This window comes from Qaidamihabitans albus (assembly GCF_016464705.1).
Taxonomy (GTDB): Bacteria; Actinomycetota; Actinomycetes; order Mycobacteriales; family Pseudonocardiaceae; genus Qaidamihabitans; species Qaidamihabitans albus.
Genome location: NZ_JAEHOB010000003.1, coordinates 1 through 17,369 on the forward strand (window position 1 = coordinate 1; position 17,369 = coordinate 17,369).

Annotated in this window: 16 protein-coding genes; 9 read left to right on the forward strand and 7 right to left on the reverse strand. The window is 70.1% G+C overall.

Features of this window, described 5'->3' with window-relative positions; all coding sequences use genetic code 11:
• Positions 1-166 precede the first annotated feature (166 nt).
• Positions 167-1,480, reverse strand: coding sequence for a PP2C family protein-serine/threonine phosphatase (locus JAP66_RS06235; RefSeq protein WP_199430644.1), 1,314 nt, complete (start codon positions 1,478-1,480; stop codon positions 167-169).
• Between the two features lie 248 nt (positions 1,481-1,728).
• Between JAP66_RS06235 and JAP66_RS06240 the strand changes: the two genes are divergently transcribed.
• From JAP66_RS06240 to JAP66_RS06255, 4 genes are all read left to right on the forward strand, one after another.
• A complete protein-coding gene (locus tag JAP66_RS06240) occupies positions 1,729-2,091 on the forward strand; it encodes an STAS domain-containing protein (RefSeq protein ID WP_199430645.1) in 363 nt (120 codons plus the stop codon).
• Between the two features lie 57 nt (positions 2,092-2,148).
• Positions 2,149-2,712 carry an ATP-binding protein gene (locus JAP66_RS06245; protein WP_199430646.1) on the forward strand — a complete coding sequence of 188 codons (564 nt, stop codon included), beginning with the start codon at positions 2,149-2,151 and terminating at the stop codon, positions 2,710-2,712.
• A gap of 434 nt (positions 2,713-3,146) precedes the next feature.
• Complete coding sequence (locus JAP66_RS06250; RefSeq protein ID WP_199430647.1) at positions 3,147-4,436, forward strand: nucleotide sugar dehydrogenase; 1,290 nt, start codon at positions 3,147-3,149, stop codon at positions 4,434-4,436.
• 23 nt (positions 4,437-4,459) lie between these two features.
• On the forward strand, positions 4,460-5,056 hold the full coding sequence (locus JAP66_RS06255; protein ID WP_199430648.1) for an acyltransferase: 597 nt from the start codon (positions 4,460-4,462) through the stop codon (positions 5,054-5,056).
• A 6-nt stretch (positions 5,057-5,062) separates the two neighbouring features.
• Here JAP66_RS06255 and JAP66_RS06260 read toward each other — a convergent pair whose 3' ends face one another.
• A complete protein-coding gene (locus JAP66_RS06260; RefSeq protein ID WP_307849459.1) occupies positions 5,063-6,148 on the reverse strand; it encodes a glycosyltransferase in 1,086 nt (361 codons plus the stop codon).
• A gap of 162 nt (positions 6,149-6,310) precedes the next feature.
• Here JAP66_RS06260 and JAP66_RS06265 point away from each other — a divergent pair, with 162 nt between their 5' ends.
• The 5 genes from JAP66_RS06265 (at position 6,311) to JAP66_RS06285 (ending at position 12,107) form a co-directional block, all read left to right on the forward strand.
• Positions 6,311-7,327, forward strand: coding sequence for a glycosyltransferase (locus JAP66_RS06265; RefSeq protein WP_199430650.1), 1,017 nt, complete (start codon positions 6,311-6,313; stop codon positions 7,325-7,327).
• Complete coding sequence (locus JAP66_RS06270) at positions 7,324-8,808, forward strand: lipopolysaccharide biosynthesis protein (protein WP_199430651.1); 1,485 nt, start codon at positions 7,324-7,326, stop codon at positions 8,806-8,808. Before JAP66_RS06265 ends, JAP66_RS06270 begins: the two co-directional genes overlap by 4 nt.
• An 82-nt stretch (positions 8,809-8,890) precedes the next feature.
• On the forward strand, positions 8,891-9,982 hold the full coding sequence (locus JAP66_RS06275) for a DegT/DnrJ/EryC1/StrS family aminotransferase (protein WP_199430652.1): 1,092 nt from the start codon (positions 8,891-8,893) through the stop codon (positions 9,980-9,982).
• Between the two features lie 2 nt (positions 9,983-9,984).
• Entirely contained in the window at positions 9,985-10,965 is a 981-nt protein-coding gene (locus JAP66_RS06280) for a Gfo/Idh/MocA family protein (RefSeq protein WP_307849460.1), read from the forward strand.
• Positions 10,962-12,107, forward strand: coding sequence for a glycosyltransferase family 4 protein (locus tag JAP66_RS06285; protein ID WP_199430654.1), 1,146 nt, complete (start codon positions 10,962-10,964; stop codon positions 12,105-12,107). Before JAP66_RS06280 ends, JAP66_RS06285 begins: the two co-directional genes overlap by 4 nt.
• 4 nt (positions 12,108-12,111) lie before the next feature.
• Here JAP66_RS06285 and wecB read toward each other — a convergent pair whose 3' ends face one another.
• The 5 genes from wecB to JAP66_RS06310 form a co-directional block, all read right to left on the reverse strand.
• Positions 12,112-13,170, reverse strand: a complete 1,059-nt coding sequence (gene wecB / locus JAP66_RS06290; RefSeq protein ID WP_199430655.1) for a non-hydrolyzing UDP-N-acetylglucosamine 2-epimerase — start codon at positions 13,168-13,170, stop codon at positions 12,112-12,114.
• 11 nt (positions 13,171-13,181) lie between these two features.
• A complete protein-coding gene (locus tag JAP66_RS06295) occupies positions 13,182-15,179 on the reverse strand; it encodes a DUF6541 family protein (RefSeq protein WP_199430656.1) in 1,998 nt (665 codons plus the stop codon).
• Positions 15,180-15,281: 102 nt separating this feature from the next.
• Positions 15,282-15,518 (reverse strand): helix-turn-helix transcriptional regulator, encoded by a 237-nt coding sequence (locus JAP66_RS06300; RefSeq protein ID WP_199430657.1) that lies wholly within the window; start codon positions 15,516-15,518, stop codon positions 15,282-15,284.
• A complete protein-coding gene (locus JAP66_RS06305; RefSeq protein WP_199430658.1) occupies positions 15,518-16,369 on the reverse strand; it encodes an ABC transporter permease in 852 nt (283 codons plus the stop codon). The genes JAP66_RS06300 and JAP66_RS06305 overlap by 1 nt, the downstream gene beginning before the upstream one ends.
• Positions 16,366-17,250, reverse strand: a complete 885-nt coding sequence (locus JAP66_RS06310; RefSeq protein WP_235998844.1) for an ABC transporter ATP-binding protein — start codon at positions 17,248-17,250, stop codon at positions 16,366-16,368. Before JAP66_RS06310 ends, JAP66_RS06305 begins: the two co-directional genes overlap by 4 nt.
• Positions 17,251-17,369: the final 119 nt, after the last annotated feature.

A 17,369-nucleotide genomic window follows, 5' to 3' on the forward strand; every position in this document is an offset into this window, starting at 1 on the left:
CACGTGCCGAGAAGTGGTCAAGATTCGCGTGCCGTTGACAGCGCCATTACTCAGCGGCGGAGCTGCTCACGGCAAGCTCGCGGACAAACCCGGGCGGACGGGTACCGCGCTGCCGAACAGATCGAGCCTCTGATGGTCGCCCCATACTCGCCTTCGCAGCGTGTGGCTAGGTGGGCACGCTTATGGCGAGGAGGGCGATGTCATCGGTCGGAGGAGGATCGAACTTGCCTATCAGCTCGGTGAGGTTGCTGATCAGCTGACCTGCGTTTTTACCGGGACGGCTGACCACGAACGCGTGAAGGCCGTCTTCGCCGAAGAAGGCGCCGTCCGGGCGGGCTTCGGTGAGGCCGTCGGTGTAGAGCAGTAGCGTGTGCCCGGGCTCAAGGCGCAGACTGCAGGTGCTGAAGCGCGCTTCGGGTAGCGCACCGACCAGCATCCCGCCGTCGGGTCCCAGCTCATCGACGGCGGCGCCATCCCGTTCTGGGCGGAGCCGCAAGGCAGGTGGGTGTCCGCCGCTCGCCAGGGTGACGTGGAATCCGCCGCCGGTTACACCGGTGAGGGTCCCGAACAGAACGGTGCAGAACTTCGAGTTGTGACTGTCCATCAGCAATGCGGTGTTGAGCTCGGCAAGTCCGGCGACAAGGTCGGATTCATGGAGCGCCGCGGCGCGCAACGTGTAACGGATCAGCGAGGTGACCGCGGCAGCGGAAGCGCCGTGTCCGGCGACATCGCCGAGGAAGAAACCCCAGCGGCCATCGCCGAGGGGGAACACGTCGTAGAAGTCGCCGATGACTTGCCGTGGGGAGGCGGCGTGGTAGTGACAGGCCAGCTCCAAGCCGGGGACGTGCGGCAAGGTAGGGGGTAGCAGGGTGCGCTGCAGGGTTGCCGCGAAGTGATCGATGAGCTCGGCGTCGCGCTGAATCTGCTCCCGCATCTGCCGTTCGCGCCGCAGCGTGGACAACGTGGACAGGCGCAGCTCCAGTTCGTCCATCACCACGGCGGCCAGGTCGCGCAGTGTGGCCACGTCGGCCTCGCTGAGCTGGCGGGGGCGGGTGTCTAGCACGTTGAGCGTGCCCAGTCGGTGACCATCAGCGGTTGTGAGGGGGACACCGGCGTAGGACCGGATGCCCAGCTCGCCGTGCACCAGTGGGTTGGCTGCGGTGCGTGGATCGGTGAGGGCGTCAGGTACCACATGCGGTCGGTCATGAAGGATCGCTGAGGCGCAGAGCCCCGGGTCTCGTCCGACCTGTGTCACACCTTCCAGCCCGTGGGTGGCTTTGAACCAGATCCGATCGGAATCGACGATGCTTACGGTGGCGATCGGCGCGTTCAGCATCCGCGCCGCTAGCGCCGCGATCCGGTCGAACGCCCCGTCCGGTGGCGTGTCCAGGATGTCGTAGCGGGCAAGCGCCCCCAACCGCGCCTGCTCGACCGCCTCAGAATCGGCAGGTGCGGGGTTGGAGAAGGGTCGAGTCGTCATCTTTCTCCGTATACCAGGAAGTACGTCCAGTTACTCAGTGCCCGGAGCGAGAACACACCTGTCACGGTCGGGCATATGTCCACCGGCAACCAGGCGCAGATTGGTCCGGCTCGTCGTCAAGGTCGTCATCCCCAGAGGCTGCGTACTCGACCTTCCTCCACGGTAGCCGACATCCATCGACCGGCAGGCCTCACGGACCGCACGAGTAGGGGCCTCGCGCCGTTGCGCAATAGGGCATCATCGCGCTCATGGAGTCGTCCGAGCCGTCTGAGAGTCATTCCGTCACCGTGGCAGTGGAAGAACACGGTTCCGCGATCGTGTTGGGGGTAGCGGGCGAGCTCGACCTACTGACCGCACCGAAATTGCAGGACGAGCTGACCCGGGCGTTGGATCAGCGGCCCCAGACGCTGGTGATCGACCTCTCCAAGGTCGAATTCATGGGCTCGGCGGGCCTGTCCGTCCTGGTCGTTGCCCACAGGACCGCTGGTGAACACACCAAGCTACGGCTGGTCGCCCATGGAAACGCCACGTTCCGGCCTCTGCGGTTGACTGGCCTGGATCAGGCGATCCCCGTCTACCGATCGAGTGACGAAGCGCTCAACGCCGAGTGACCGGACGACATCAGCGGCCAACGAATTGATTGCGCATGCGGAGGGTAATCGAAAGGTATGGAGGAAGCTCACCGCGCGACTAAGAGCGGACAGGGGGACCGCAATCATGGTGGCTCCGCTGGCAGCGCTCAGAGTGACACCGACCTGCACTTCTCGTCTGTCCCCGCCGACGCTGCGCACTTGCCTGCCCTACGGCACGCTCTGGCGGATTGGGCGCATCGCTGCGGCATGAGCGGGGACCAGGTCGGCGCGCTGACCCTAGCCACCTACGAAGCCCTGGCCAATGCCGCCATCCATGCCTATCTGGACGACACGGGCACCTTCGACTTGCTTGCGCGCTACCTACCCGATCGAGATCGGGTCGAGGTCACAGTGACCGACTACGGTCGGTGGCGACCGCCGCCCGATGATCCCGGCCCATTCTCTGGCCGCGGAATACCCTTGATCCAGGCCCTGGCCGAGCACGTCGACATCACACGTAGCACACAAGGCACTACCGTGCGCATGCACTGGAACCTTGGTCTACAAACCGGTACGGCCAAGAACAGCGTTGACGGCGAAGAAGACCCGGCCATCGACCGTAGGGGGCTGTCCCGGGCAGCCGCATTCTCGTCCTACTGAGTCCTGTTTCGACCACCGTCCTCTCAGACAGGCGACCTTCGCGGAACGGTCGGCAGCCGTGACCGCTCGTGTGTCTACCCGCCGAACTCGCACGGCAGCGTCTTGGCACACCGTTCGAAGTTCTTCGCAGCTCCGTGTCGTCGATCGCGGGGTCTGCGCGCGTCATGGTCGCCCGCCGAAGTCCTCCCTCTAGGTGCGCACCACCGCTCCGTCTCCGGACGCCCCCACCGGAGGTGCGCGGTCGTCGGCTCCCGGCCGCACCCCCCTCGGCCGGGAGCCGGCGGCCACAAGCTCAGGCATCAGCCGCGCCGCACCGGACGTTTCCGGCGTCGCGTACTCCCGAGAGCTGCACGTAGGCCGCTGTACGGCTAGCGATACGCTGCGGACCGACATCGCGCGCTACCGCCCTGTGCTACCAGAAGAGGACTGTCTCGGTGAAAATCGCTGTCATCGCCCTCGGGAAGATCGGCCTTCCGCTCGCCGTCCAGTTCGCCTCGAAGGGCCACGAGGTCGTCGGTGTCGACGTGAACGCCGAGCTCGTCGGCCAGATCAACCGCGCGATCGAGCCGTTCCCCGGTGAGGCCCACCTGCAGGAGAAGCTCAGCGAGCTCGTCCCCGCCGGTGCGCTGCGCGCGACCACCGACTACGCGGACGCGGTCCCCGGAGCCGACGCGGTGGTGCTGGTCGTGCCGCTGTTCGTGGACGACGAGGCCCGGCCCGACTTCGGCTGGATGGACGCCGCCACCGAGGAGCTGGGCCGCCACCTGACCGCGGGCACCCTGGTCTCCTACGAGACCACGCTCCCGGTCGGCACCACGCGCAACCGGTGGAAGCCGATGCTGGAGAAGGGCTCCGGACTGGTCGAGGGCACCGAATTCCACCTGGTGTTCTCCCCGGAGCGGGTGCTCACCGGCCGGGTTTTCGAGGACCTGCGCAAGTACCCCAAGCTCATCGGGGGGCTCTCCGCCGCGGGCGCCGCACGCGCCACCGAGTTCTACGAGTCCGTGCTCGACTTCGACGAGCGGCCCGATCTGGTCCGCCCGAACGGCGTCTGGGACCTCGGCTCGGCCGAGGCCAGCGAGCTGGCCAAGCTCGCCGAGACGACCTACCGCGACGTCAACATCGGCCTGGCCAACCAGTTCGCGCGCTACGCCGCGACCGCGGGAATCGACGTCTACCAGGTCATCGAGGCGTCCAACTCGCAGCCCTACAGCCACATCCACCAGCCGGGCATCGCCGTCGGCGGCCACTGCATCCCGGTCTACCCGCGGCTCTACCTCTGGAACGATCCCGAGGCGAGCGTCGTGCGCGCGGCCAGGGATGCCAACGCGGCCATGCCCGACTACACCATCGGGCTGCTCGAAGGCGCGCACGGCGACCTGACCGGCGCCAGCGTGGTCGTGCTCGGCGCCGCCTACCGCGGCGGCGTGAAGGAGACCGCGTTCTCCGGGGTGTTCGCCGCGGTGGCCGCCCTGCGCGCCCGTGGCGCGACGGCGCTGGTGCACGACCCGATGTTCACCGACGAGGAACTGCGGGCGCTCGGCTTCGAGCCGTACCACCTCGGCGACAAGGTGGACGCCGCCGTGGTGCAGGCCAACCACGGTGAGTACGCCGCGCTGGGGCCAGACGACCTGCCGGGCATCAGCACGTTCGTCGACGGCAGGCGGGTCAGCTCCCCCGAGAACTGGCCCGGTGTCACCTACCGGGTCATCGGCAAGGCCTGAACGAGACGGAGCGGACGAGAGACATGTCGTTCATCGCTGACGGAGCCGAGGTCGCACCGACCGCGAAGCTCGGTGCGGGCACCAAGGTCTGGCAGCTCGCGCAGGTGCGCGAGAACGCCACGCTCGGCGCGAGCTGCATCGTCGGCCGCGGCGCCTACATCGGGACCGGCGTGCATGTCGGGGACAACTGCAAGATCCAGAACGACGCGCTCGTCTACGAGCCGGCCGAGCTCGCCGCGGGCGTGTTCATCGGGCCCGCGGTGGTGCTGACGAACGACACCTACCCCAGGGCGGTCAACCCGGACGGAACGCTGAAGAACGCGTCGGACTGGGAGCCCGTCGGCGTGACCATCGCGGAGGGGGCCGCGATCGGGGCCCGCGCGGTGTGTGTCGCGCCGGTCCGGATCGGCGCCTGGGCGACCGTGGCCGCCGGAGCCGTGGTGACCAAGGACGTGCCCGATTTCGCCCTGGTGGCGGGGGTTCCCGCGCGCCGGGTCGGCTGGGTCGGCAAGGCCGGGGCACCGCTGCGCGAGGAGGAAGGGCGCTGGGTGTGCCCCATCTCCGGGGCCATCTACACCGAAGTCGACGGAAGGCTCACCGAGTCCGCCGCGGCGAGCTGAGCGGCCTCAGCCCGGCAGCAGGTCGCCCACCACGGTCCGGGTCACCGCGCGGTCCTCGGCCGAGTTCAGCACCTTGGCCGCCTTGTCGGAGTTCTGCTTGAGGGCGCGCACCTGGTCCTCGTCCAGTGCGGCGAGGGTGTCCCGCATGGCCGCGGCAGACGCGTCCGCCGCGATCGCGCCGAGCTCGTGCTCCGAGATCAGCCGGTCGGTCTCCGGGGCCGAGCTGAACACCACCGCCAGCCTTGCCTGCACGAAGTCGAAGATCTTGTTGGGCAGCATGAGCCGGTGGTTCGGGGTGAGCGGCGGCAGGCTGAAGATTCCCACGTCGTACCGGTTCAGCGTGGGCACCAGCTCGTCCGGGGTGACCGGCGGATGCAGCGTGATCCGCGGGTCGTCGCCGATCAGCGCGCGGACCCCGGCGAGGTACCTGCCGCCGTCCCGGCCCGGCACCAGGTACAGGTCGAGGGTGAACTTCGGGTCCAGGCCGTGTACCGCCTCGATCAGTGCCTCGATGTTGCGGCCGGGTACCGCGCCCCCGCTGTGCACCAGCCGGATGCGGCCATCCGTGACCTCGCCCGGCTCCAGCTCGCGGAACGGGCCCGCGTTGCGCACGGTGTGCGTGCGCACGCCGAACCGCTGCTGGTAGAGCTCGCCGATCGAGTCGTTCACCACGGTGGCACCTGCCATCTTCGGCAGGTACTTGCGGCACTGGTGGGTCATGAACGGCTTCACCAGCAATCGCCACGACCGCACGTGGGCACGTTCCTCCGGCGCCCACTCGTGCAGGTCCGCGACCACCGGCGCGCCGTGGGCGACCCGGTGGCCGAGCGCCATCGCGCGCGCCTCGTTCGCCACCACGACGTCGAACCTCCGGTCCCCGATCAGGTCCTGCGCCGCGCGTACTGCGGGTCCCATGAACTCGACCCGGTCGAAGCGGCGGAGTGCGAGGAGCGCGACCCCGGCGGGGGTCTGCGGCAGCGAGGGCAGGTCGGCGTCGATCTCCAGGTGCTCGGTAGCGGCCTTCGGCTTGTCGCCGTAGCCGACGGTGGTCACCTCGCCGAGTTCGGCTAGCACGTCCAGCTGGCGAAGCACTCGCGAGTCGCCGTTGATATCCGAGAAGGATATGCAGAGAATCCGTGCACCACGCTCACCACCGGCCATGGCGGCGCAGTCTAGCGGCGCCCGGCCGATCAGTAGGATCGCCCGTGTGATGCCCCTCGACCCCGGCCACGCCCGACCGCTCGCGAGGGCGTCGTGAGCGGAGCGCCCACCGTCGGTGCCGGCCCGGCGCAGCCCTCGGTCCTGCATGTCAACGACGCGGCGTTCACCGCCCGGCGAATGATTGCCGAGGCCGGTCGCCGTGGCTACACGTGGCGCTATCTGCCGAAGGCCGCTCCGGATCAGGAGTGGCGCGGCCTGACCGGCCGCGCTCGCCGCGCCGTCATCGGCGCCGCCTGGGTGGCCCGGTTGTGGCTGCAGGCCCGCCGCCACGACATCGTGCACGTCCACTCGGCATCGACGCTCGCGCATTCCCGCTTCGGCGCGCCCCGCTTCGTCGTGCACTGCCACGGCACCGACGTGCGCACCGCGCAGTACGACCCGCCCCGGTCGGCCGGTATCCGTGCCGGTCTCCGCGACGCGGAGGCTGTCTTCTACTCCACACCCGATCTCGCCGAGCACGTCCTGCCGCACCGCGCGGACGCGGTGTACCTCCCGGTCCCCATCGATGTCGACGACGTCGAGAAATGGTCCCCGGCACCGGGGCGGCCGCAGGTCGTCTTCGCCTCCCGGTGGAGCCCGGACAAGGACAGCGCCACGCAACTCGCGCTCGCCCGCGACCTCGTGGCCGCGGTCGGCGACCGGGCCGACGTCGTCGGCCTGGCATGGGGCCCGCAGGCGGACGAGGCCGCCGAGCTGGGAGTCCGCCTGGTGCCGCGCGGCGACCACGCGGCATACCTGAGGCTGCTGGCCGGAGCCCATGTCGTCGTCGGCCAGGCCGCGGGGATCCTCGCCGCGAGCGAGCTGGAGGCGCTCGCCGCCGGTAGCCCGCTCGTCGTTCCCGTCCCGCTCCCGCTGTACTCCGCTTCGCCGCCGCCGGTGCTCGGTGGCAGCGTCACCGAAGCGGCGGACGCCGTCACGGCGTTGCTCGACGGTTCACAGCCGCACGACCCGGACGTCGCCCGGAGGTGGGCCCGCGAGGAGCACGGGGTCGAGCGGGCCGTCGACACTGTCGCCCGGGTGCACCGGGACGTCATGGCGGCACGTCGGTGAGTTCACCCGAGACCAGGGGCGCACTCGCGCGGATGCTCAACCCGGTCCGGCTCGACGACCCTGCCCGGACCTCGCTGGCCCGTGGCGGGGTCCTCAGCACGGTGGGCCTGCTCGCGCAGGGAATCCTGCGCTTCGCCACGGCCTTCCTCGTCGGTCACATCGCGGGCAGGTCCGAGCTCGGCATCGTGGCCTCGGCCATCGCCACCGCCACGATCCTCGCCCTGCTCTGGCCGACGACGACGGGCAGCGCGGCGTCGAAGTTCCTGGCCAGGGCGCGGGGGACCGGCGACTCCGAGCAGATCCGGGCGACCGCCGCGCACCTGCGGCTGCGCACCATCGAGACCGCCGTCGTCCTCGCACTGGTGAGCATGCCGGTCTGGGTGCTCATCGACCGCGGCTCGTGGCCGGGTGCGGTGAGCGTGGCCGCCCTGACCCTCGCCTACTCCGGCTACAGCTTCACCCGTGGCGTGCAGTTCGGTGCAGGTCAGGTGCCGCGCGCGATCGCGTGGGACATCACCAGCGTCGTTCTCGGTCTCGCCGGGCTGGTCGTCCTGCTGGTCACCGGTGTGCGCGGCCCCGCGCTCGTCCTGCCCCTCGTCCTCGCGTACGGCCTCTACACGCTGGCCGGCTGGCCCTACGCGGCGAAGGGGCGCCCCGACCGCGCGCGGCGCCGGGAGCTGGACGGCTTCGTGGCGCTCGGCGCGGTGGGCTCGCTCGCGAGCACCGGTTTCCTGCAGCTCTCCCAGATCTCGGCCAAGCTGGCGGAGGGCGATGCGGCCGCGGGCCAGTACGCCGCGGCCCTCAACCTGGCGACGCCGGCGTCGATGCTCGCGGCGTCCTTGAGCCTCGTCCTGCTGCCGTCGATGGCCGAGGCGTGGGGGCGCGCCGACCACGCCGCCTTCCACGCCCAGACCGACCGCGCCACACGGGCGCTCGCCGTCATCATGGTCGCGATATTCGGGTCGATCATCGTGTGCAGCCGACTGCTCGTCGATGTCATCTGGGGAGCCCCGTTCGCCGCGGCCCGGAACATCCTGCCGGTGCTCGTCGTGGCGGTGCTCGCGACGAATCTGGGTGTGGCGTGCGTCAACGCGCTGACGGCGCGTTCGCAGCGGGGCATGGTGGTGGCCACCGGATCCAGCCTCCTCGGAATGGCGATCGGAGCCACGATGTGGCTGTTCGTCGCCCCCCGGATGGGCATCGAGGGCGTCGCGCTCGGATACCTGTGCGGCACGGTGGTCATCGCCGCGATCCCCGTTGGCATCGTCTGGCGTAAGGACGGCCACGAGTGGGGCCTGCTGTTCGGCAAGGTCGCCCTCGGCCTGGCCGTGGTGGGCGGCACAGCACTGACCCAGCGCCTCACGGAGCTGCCGGTCCTGCTCGACCCGGCCCTCGCCCTGGCGTTTCTCGCGTTGTGGTGGCTGCTGAACCGCGGGGACATCGCGAGGCTCCCCGTTCCCGGTTTCTTGCGGCGTCGCTGATCGAGCCGACCCCCGCCGAGGTGCGCGGAGAGCTGCAATAAGGTTAGGCCGACATTTCCCCGAACGACATCGAGGATATCGCGTGAGCAAGGGGTTCATACCGGCGGCGAAACCGATCGTCGGTCAGGGGGAACGCGACGCCGTCGACGCCGTGCTGCGCTCCGGCATGCTGGCGCAGGGCGCCGAGGTGGCCGCGTTCGAGCAGGAGTTCACCCAGGTACTGCTGGACGGCAGGGCGGCCGTGGCGGTCAACTCGGGCACCGCGGGCCTGCATCTCGGGCTGCTCGCGGCCGGAGTCGGTCCCGGCGACGAGGTGATCGTGCCCTCGTTCACGTTCGCCGCCACGGCGAACGCGGTGGCGCTGACCGGAGCCACCCCGGTCTTCGCCGATATCGAGCCGCGGCACTACTGCCTCGATCCCGGTCATGTGTCGGGGCTGATCACCGAGCGCACCAAGGCAATCATGCCGGTACACCTCTACGGGCACCCGGCGAACATGCCGGCGCTGCGGGAGCTGGCCGAGCGCCACGGGCTGGCCCTGTACGAGGACGCCGCGCAGGCCCACGGCGCCGCCCTCGACGGCACGCCGGCCGGCGCCTTCGGCACCTTCGCCATGTTCAGCCTCTACCCGACCAAGAACATGACCTCCGGCGAGGGCGGCATCGTCGCCACCGCCGACGCCGAGGTGGAGCGGACCCTGCGCCTGCTGCGCAACCAGGGCATGCAGCGCCAGTACGAGAACGAGATCGTCGGCTTCAACGCGCGGATGACCGACCTGCACGCGGCGATCGGCCGGGTGCAGCTGGCCAGGCTCGGCGAGTGGACGAGGATCCGCCAGGCCAACGCCCGCTTCTTCGACCGCAACCTCGACGGCGTCGGGGTGCCCGCGGTGGCCGACGGAGCCGTGCACGTCTACCACCAGTACACGATCACGGTGGCCGACGACCGGGACCGGTTCGTCGCCGCGTTGAAGGAGGAGCACCAGATCGGCGCCGGCGTGTACTACCCGATCCCGAACCACCGGCTGCCCTCGTTCGCCCGTACCGACGATCTGCCGAACACCGAGCAGGCGGCCCGCACGGTGCTGTCGCTGCCGGTGCATCCATCATTGGACGACGAGGACCGCGAGCGCATCGTGACCGCGGTCAACACCTTGGCGAAGGCGGGTGCGTGAGCGTGGCGGAGCTGCGAGTGGGCCTGATCGGCCTCGGCATGATGGGCCGCCACCACGCACGGGTGATCCGCGAGGTCGACGGGTTGATGCTGGCCGCGGTCGCCGACGCCGCCGGTGACCCGCACGGGATCGCCGACGGCATGCCGGTGCTCGGCGGCGTGCGGGAGCTGATCGACGAGGGCATCGACATGGCGGTCTGCGCGGTGCCGACCGGCATGCACGAGGAGGTCGGTCTCGCGCTCGCCGAGGCGGGGGTGCACACGCTGATCGAGAAGCCCATCGCGCACAGCGTCGAGGCAGGCACCAGGCTCGTCGAGGCATTCGCGGTGAACGGCGTGGTCGGCGCTGTCGGCCACATCGAACGGTACAACCCGGCGTTGCAGTCGCTGCGCGAACGGATGGCCGCGGGTGAGCTCGGCGAGATCTACCAGATCGCCACCCGCAGGCAGGGTCCGTTCCCGGCGCGGATCGCCGACGTCGGCGTGGTCAAGGACCTGGCGACCCACGACATCGACCTGACCGCCTGGCTGGCGCAGTCCGAGTACGCCAGAGTGAGCGCGCAGGTCACCACCCGCTCGGGGCGGCCGCACGAGGACATGGTCGCCGCGACCGGCAGGCTCGCCAACGGCATAATCACCAACCACCTGGTGAACTGGCTGTCCCCGATGAAGGAACGGGTCACCGTCGTGACCGGCGAGAAGGGTGCGTTCGTCGCGGACACGCTCGCCGCGGACCTCACGTTCTACGCGAACGGCGTGATCACCACCGAGTGGGACTCGGTGGCGAACTTCCGCGGCGTTTCCGAGGGCAACGTGACCCGGTTCGCGTTGCAGAAGCGGGAGCCGCTGCGCGTCGAGCACGAGCGGTTCCGCGACGCGGTGCTGGGTTCCGCGAACGACGTCGTGACGATGCAGGAGGGGTTGAACACGCTGCGTACGGCGGAGCAGTTGCTCTCTTCGTCGACGGCAGGGGCCGCCGTATGAAAGTCGTGCTCGTCACCAGGTTGTTCGCGCCCGAGGTGGCGGCCGCGGCCTTCCGGCTCAAGGCACTCGCCGACGGACTGGCCGCGGCGGGGCACCAGGTCACCGTACTGACCACCACACCACCGAAGACCGCGCAGCCGCAGGAGTTCGGCGACTACTCGGTGCACCGCTGGCCGGTGCTGCGGGACAAGGGCGGCAACGTGCGGGGCTACGTGCAGTACGCCAGCTTCGACGCGCCCCTGGTGGCGCGACTGCTGCTGCGGTCGGCGGACGTGGTGGTCTCCGAACCGCCGCCGAGCACCGGTGTGGTCACCGCCATGGTGTGCCTGCTCAAGCGCACCCCGTTCTACTACTACGCCGCCGACATCTGGTCCGACGCGCTGGCCGCCATCGACGCGCCCAAGGTCGTCACCGGGATCATGCGGGCGCTGGAGCGGTTCGCGCTGCGCCGGGCCCGCGGGGTGATCGCGGTCTCCGAGGGGGTCGCCGAGCGGGTTCGCGCGCTCGGGGTTGCCCCGGAGCGGGTCGAGGTCGTGGCGAACGGCGTGGACACCGGCACGTTCCGGCCGGTCTCCGGCCCTCCGGTGCCGGAGGACGTGCCCTACTTCGCCTACACCGGAACGATGTCGGAGTGGCAGGGCTCGGACATCTTCGTCCGGGCGCTGCCGATCGTGCTGCGGAAGCATCCGAAGGTGCGGTTGCGGTTCTTCGGCCAGGGAGCGGCCGAGTCGTCGCTACGGGAGCTCGCCGCCGAGCTCGCCCCGGACAACGTGGAGTTCGGCGGCGTCGTGCCACCGCCGGAGGCCGCACGCTGGCTCAGCGGGGCGACCGGCGCGCTGGTGAGCATCGTGCCGGGGCAGGGGTACGACTTCGCGAAGCCCACGAAGATCTACGCCGCCGCCGCGTGTGGCACCCCGGTGCTGTTCGCGGGTGTCGGTGCCAGCTCGGAGCTCATTCGGGAGAAATCGCTCGGCCTCGTCGCCGAGTACACGCCGGAGTCGGTCGCGGAACGGATGATCGAGCTGCTGGACGGCTACGCCCGCGACGACGCGCACCTGGTGAACTGGGTGCAGGACAACGCGTCGCTGGCGACCACCGGCAGGCTCGCGGCTCGGTGGATCACCGCGGATCTGCGCCGGTAGCCGGTCAGCCGCGCTCGGCCAGTGCCCGCACGGCGGTCTCCGCGGCCCTGCCCTCGCCGTAGGGACTCGTGTCGGTCGCCGCGGGCCGGGGCCGTTCCACGATGCCCGGTAGCGCGGTGAAGTCCTTGTCCAGCAACACGTTCCAGCCAAGGTCGACCGTCTCCACCCACTCGGTCTCCGGTCGCAGCGTGGTGCACGGGACGCGCAGCAGGAACGCTTCCTTCTGCAGCCCACCGGAGTCGGTGATGACACCCGCGCTCTGCGCCACCGCGTTGACCAGTTGCGGGTAGCCGACAGGTTCGGACACGACGATCGAGCCCGTGCCTAGTTCGATGCCGTGCCGCTCCGCCACGTTCCGCAGCCGGGGATGGGCCAGCAGCACGACGGGCTTGCCGACCTTGGCGATGCTCTCGACGATGGCGCGCAACCGCGCCGGGTCGTCGGTGTTGTCCGGCCGGTGCAGGGTGGCGACGTAGAACTCGCCCGGCTCGACCGGCGCGCTCAGCGCGAGCGGGTTACCGGCCACCTCGTCGCGCACCCGGTACAGCACGTCGGTCATCACGTCACCGACCAGCACGGCGCGCTCGGCGAGCCCTTCGCAGGCGAGATGGTCCATCGCCACCTGGGTCGGCGCGAGCAGCAGGTCGGCGGCGTGGTCGGTGAGCACCCGATTGTGTTCCTCGGGCATCCGCCGGTTGAACGAGCGCAGCCCGGCCTCGAGGTGCGCGATCGGGAAGTGCAGCTTCACCGCGGCGAGCGCGGCGGCGAGTGTGGAGTTGGTGTCGCCGTACACCAGCACCCAGTCCGGGACCGTCTCGGTGATGATCCGCTCCAGGCCGGCCAGCATGGCGCCGGTCTGCTCGCCGTGCGTGCCTGAGCCGACCCCGAGGTTGAAGTCCGGTTGCGGGATGCCGAGATCGGCGAAGAACGCGTCGCTCATGTTGTGGTCGTAGTGCTGACCGGTGTGCGCGATCAGATGCTCCGCGTCGCCGGGCATCGCCTTCGCGATGGGCGCGAGCTTGACGAACTGCGGACGCGCGCCGACCACACTGAGGATTCGCATGGGCCCGGAGTCTATCGGCGGGGCCGGCAGGCGTTGATGCGGTACAGCGACCCGGCCGTGCCCTCCCGGTCGACCAGTTCCAGGGCGGGGTTGCTCGCCAGCGTGGCGAGGCCGCGGTGGTACTCGTCCCGGTCCATGTAGTAGCCGCCGCCGAAGTCGAGCACGTAGTAGCTGTCGAACTCGCGGATGAGTGAGCAGATCCGCGGGTCGGTACCGATCCTGTGCAGGTCGTCCATCAGCTTCTGCACCTCGGGCGGGTACGTCTTGCGCAACCGCGGCGTCAGGGTGAGGCGGTCGCCGACGGCGTAGGCGAACGCGGTACCCGTCCACGGGTTCGCGATGATGGTCTCGCCCGGCAGCACGTGCTCGTCGAGGCGGCTCAGCAGGGCACGCTCCGCGGGCGAAAGCAGCGGCGCCTCGCTGTCCGCCCGGTAGTTGTCCGTCCCGCGATCCACCGCGAAGTGGACCGAGCTGTACTGCCCGGCCACTCCCAGCACGATGGCCCCGGCCAGGGCGACCGCGGCGACCGCGGGGGTCGTCCGCGACGCGGGCCGGAGCCAGGACAGTGCCCGGAACCGCCTGCTGAGCGCGCCCCGCCATGAGGTGAACAGCCAGGTCGCCGCGATCGCCGCGACCACGACGATGATCGGCGGGAGCTGCGCGGCCAGGCGGAACGAGTCGTTGTACCAGACACCGGCGACGAAGGTCCGGAACGGGCTGTCGGGCAGCGCGGACACGATGACGAACATGCTCGCGGCGAGCAGGTAGATGCCGACCACCCAGAGCCTGATCTGCCTGCGGGCGACCAGGACGATCGCGACGAGGGTCAGCACGAGCACCACCCAGGTCGGACCCTGCTTGATGAACCCGGCGGCCAGCACCTGTCCCATCGCCTGCGGCATGGTCTGGAACGGCAGCCACGCCGACGCCTCGGCGCTCGGGCGGATCCGGGACCACACCACCAGCGCCACGGCCAGGTAGACGATCAGTAGCCCGACCAGGAGCCAGTAGCGGGCGGCAACCGCGCGCCGGGACACCAGGACGCGCCGGTACCGGACGAGCGCGACGACGAAGATGGGCACCGCGAACACCAGCAGGGCCAGGAACGTGCTCGGATGGGCGAGGGCCAGTCCCGGGATCGTCGCCGCCAGCACGACGGCCGCGATCCAGCCCGGGGTGCCGTCGCGTGCCCCGACGCCTGCCAGCATCGCGAGCAGGCCGATCGCGGCGGGCAGCAGCGCGAGCGCCAGGAAGTACGGGTACAGCACCCCGAAGTCGAGGATCAGGTACGGGAAAGCTCCGAAGGCCGCGGAAAGGGCGCCCGCGAACAGCACCGGCACCAGCCGGGTGCCGGTGACCCTCGTCGTCAGGAAGATCGCCGAAATGGGCCAGACCAGTGCGCCGACGACCAGGGTGACCGCGTTGACCGCCGCGGGGATCGACGTGTCGGTCAGCTGCACGACAAGGCTGACCAGGTCGTGCCAGGCCGCGGGATAGGGCGATGTCTGGGTCTCGGTGCCGGACAGTCCGCCCACGGTGAGCGAGGAGCCGGATCCGGTGTCGAGGATGCGGCGGACCGTGTTGAGGTGAAAGACGTTGTCCCACGTCTGGGAGATGTTCTCCGGGTGGCCGATCATCCGGGTCAGCCCGCGGGTCAGCAGCACCGCGGGAACCAGCACCGCACCGAGATAGGCGAGCAGGGTCCACCGCGACCGCAGCGGCCTGGACACCCGCTCGCGGATGCCGAGCGCCGCGGGAGCGAGCTTGCGCAGCAGCAGGCCGGGCAGTGCGAGCAGGACCGCCGCGGCCAGCACGGGCCACACGCTCCACTGGACGCCGAGCGGCGGCGCGAACACCGCCGTCACCGCGAGCAGGCCGATCGATACCGGGGCGGCCGTGCCGACGGCGACGAGTCCCCGCACAGCCCAGCACCGGAGCACCAGGTAGCCGGGCAGGAAGACGATCGCGGCCGCGCACAGCAGGGCAGGCGAGAGCTGCCACCAACTCATCGTGCTCCTCGGGGTACGCGCGTCCTCGGCCGGCTTGAGCCAGTGGCTCGGAAACCGCAGGAAGATTAGCGAACCACCCGCGGACCCGACCGGGTGCGTCGCTCAGGCCGGGCGTTCCGCGCCGATCCTCGGGAACGGGCGAGTCGAGAAAAGTACCTCCACCGGCACCTCGAAGTACTCCGCCATCCGCAGGGCGAGGTGCAGGCTCGGGCTGTACTCGCCGCGCTCGAGGTAGCCGACCGTCTGGTAGTGCACGCCCAGCGCCTCGGCGAGCTGCCTGCGGGAGACCCCACGTTCCGCCCGCAGCACGGCGATGCGGTTGTAGATCGTCTCGCCCATCAGCTGATCCTCCGCAGCGCCTTCTCGCGGCGCGCGGCCACGCTCGATCCGGCCTCCCTGCGTGCCATCCGGCGCAGCACGATCGGCGCGACGATCAGTCCGAGCGCGGCCCACACACCGAGCACGCCCACGGTCTCCAGATGCCGCCAGGACTCGCCGATCTCGGCGGCGGCCAGCCCTCCGGGCAGCAACGCCGAACGCATCCCCAGGCCGAGCCAGTAGATCGGGAACACCTGCGCGAGCCCCTGCAGCCATTCCGGGAAGTTCGTGACCGGGTAGAAGATCCCGGAGATCGCGATGAGCCCCATGATCGGCAGCACGACCAACCCCAGGTTGCGCGGGTTGGCGGACAGCGAACCGAAGACCGCACCGATCGGCATGGTCGCCGCCAGCCCGAGCAGGAGCACCCAACCCAGGGTGAGCCAGCCTCCCACGCTCGTGGTCACCAGGCCGTCGAAGAGGAACAGTCCCGGTACCAGCACGAGCAGGACGCTGGCCAGCACCATTCCGGAGACGCCGACGACCTTGCCCACGAGGTAGCCGAGCATGCCGCCCGGCACCGCCTTCGCCCGCAGCAGGGTCCCGTCCTCCCGCTCCACCGTCAGTTGCTGGGCGGCGTTCACCAGCCCGCCGAACGCGACGTTCATGCCGAGCACACTCGGCAGCACCATCGCGCCGAGGGAGAAGTCCGTGCCGGGGACCGAGGCGCCGCGTAGGAACGTCATGACGACCAGCAGTAGCACGGCCGGGAACAGGTAGGCCCACAGGTCCTGCGCATTGGTGAAGGTCTGGCGCAGCTCGATGCCGCCGCGAGTCAGGCCGCGGCGCGCGGCGAGGACGTTCGTGTTCATCGGGACACCACCTCGAAGGAGCGGGCCGCCGCGTCACCGCGGCCGGACTCGAACTCACGTACCAGTGCCATGTAGGTGTCCTCCAGCGACGCACGCCGCACCTCCAGATCGGAGATCGCCGCACCGTGCTGGGCGAACAGCTCGCGCACGAACGTCGTGGCGTCGGAGGTCGAGTGGACGAACCGCTCGCCGTCGCGCGTCCACCGCACCTCGGCCTCGGTGGACATCCGCCGCGACAGCGCGTCGGCGGAACCGTCGGCGATGATCGATCCACCGGCGAGGATCAGGATGCGGTCGGCCAGCTTCTCCGCCTCGTCCAGGTCGTGCGTGGTGAGCAGGATCGTCGTCTCGTCGAGGTCGGAGAGCCGGTGCACGAGGTCGTGGAACTCGCGGCGCGCGTGCGGGTCGAAACCGGCCGTCGGTTCGTCGAGGAACAGCAGCTCGGGCCTGCCGACGATGCCGATCGCGACGTCGAGCCTGCGCCGCTGGCCGCCCGAGAGCCTGCTGAGCTTCTTGTCCGCGTGCTCGGTCAGTCCGACCGCGGCGATGAGCTCGTCGACGTCCCACGGCCTCGGTGTGCTCTCCGTCGAGTACGGCGTGTAGTAGGAGCCGAGGTGCCGCAACAGCTCCCGTACGCGCCACTTCCCGTGGTCGCGCCAGGACTGCAACACCACGCCCAGCCGGGCGCGCCATGCCTCCGCGCCCCTCGCCGGGTCGACGCCGAGCACCTCGACCGCACCCGCCGATCGCATGCGGAAGCCCTCGAGGATCTCGATGGTCGTCGTCTTTCCGGCCCCGTTGGGCCCGAGCAACGCCAGCACCTCACCGCGGTACGCCTGGAAGTCGACCCTGTCGAGCACGTCCACCTGCCCGTACCGCATCCGCAGGCCACGAACGTCGAGCACGACGTCCGGGCCCGGGCGGGCCCCGCGCGCGGGAACGCTCAGTTCGCTCACCGACATGAAATCCCTGCTATCCGATATGTTCATCAATCGATAGC

Excerpts from the sequence above, each read along its gene's own strand:
- JAP66_RS06235 (WP_199430644.1), bottom strand. The coding sequence starts at position 1,480 with ATGACGACTCGACCCTTCTCCAACCCCGCACCTGCCGATTCTGAGGCG.
- JAP66_RS06240 (WP_199430645.1), top strand. The coding sequence starts at position 1,729 with ATGGAGTCGTCCGAGCCGTCTGAGAGTCATTCCGTCACCGTGGCAGTG.
- JAP66_RS06245 (WP_199430646.1), top strand. The coding sequence starts at position 2,149 with ATGGAGGAAGCTCACCGCGCGACTAAGAGCGGACAGGGGGACCGCAAT.
- JAP66_RS06255 (WP_199430648.1), top strand. The coding sequence starts at position 4,460 with ATGTCGTTCATCGCTGACGGAGCCGAGGTCGCACCGACCGCGAAGCTC.
- JAP66_RS06285 (WP_199430654.1), top strand. The coding sequence starts at position 10,962 with ATGAAAGTCGTGCTCGTCACCAGGTTGTTCGCGCCCGAGGTGGCGGCC.
- wecB (WP_199430655.1), bottom strand. The coding sequence starts at position 13,170 with ATGCGAATCCTCAGTGTGGTCGGCGCGCGTCCGCAGTTCGTCAAGCTC.
- JAP66_RS06295 (WP_199430656.1), bottom strand. The coding sequence starts at position 15,179 with ATGAGTTGGTGGCAGCTCTCGCCTGCCCTGCTGTGCGCGGCCGCGATC.
- JAP66_RS06300 (WP_199430657.1), bottom strand. The coding sequence starts at position 15,518 with ATGGGCGAGACGATCTACAACCGCATCGCCGTGCTGCGGGCGGAACGT.
- JAP66_RS06305 (WP_199430658.1), bottom strand. The coding sequence starts at position 16,369 with ATGAACACGAACGTCCTCGCCGCGCGCCGCGGCCTGACTCGCGGCGGC.
- JAP66_RS06310 (WP_235998844.1), bottom strand. The coding sequence starts at position 17,250 with ATGCGGTACGGGCAGGTGGACGTGCTCGACAGGGTCGACTTCCAGGCG.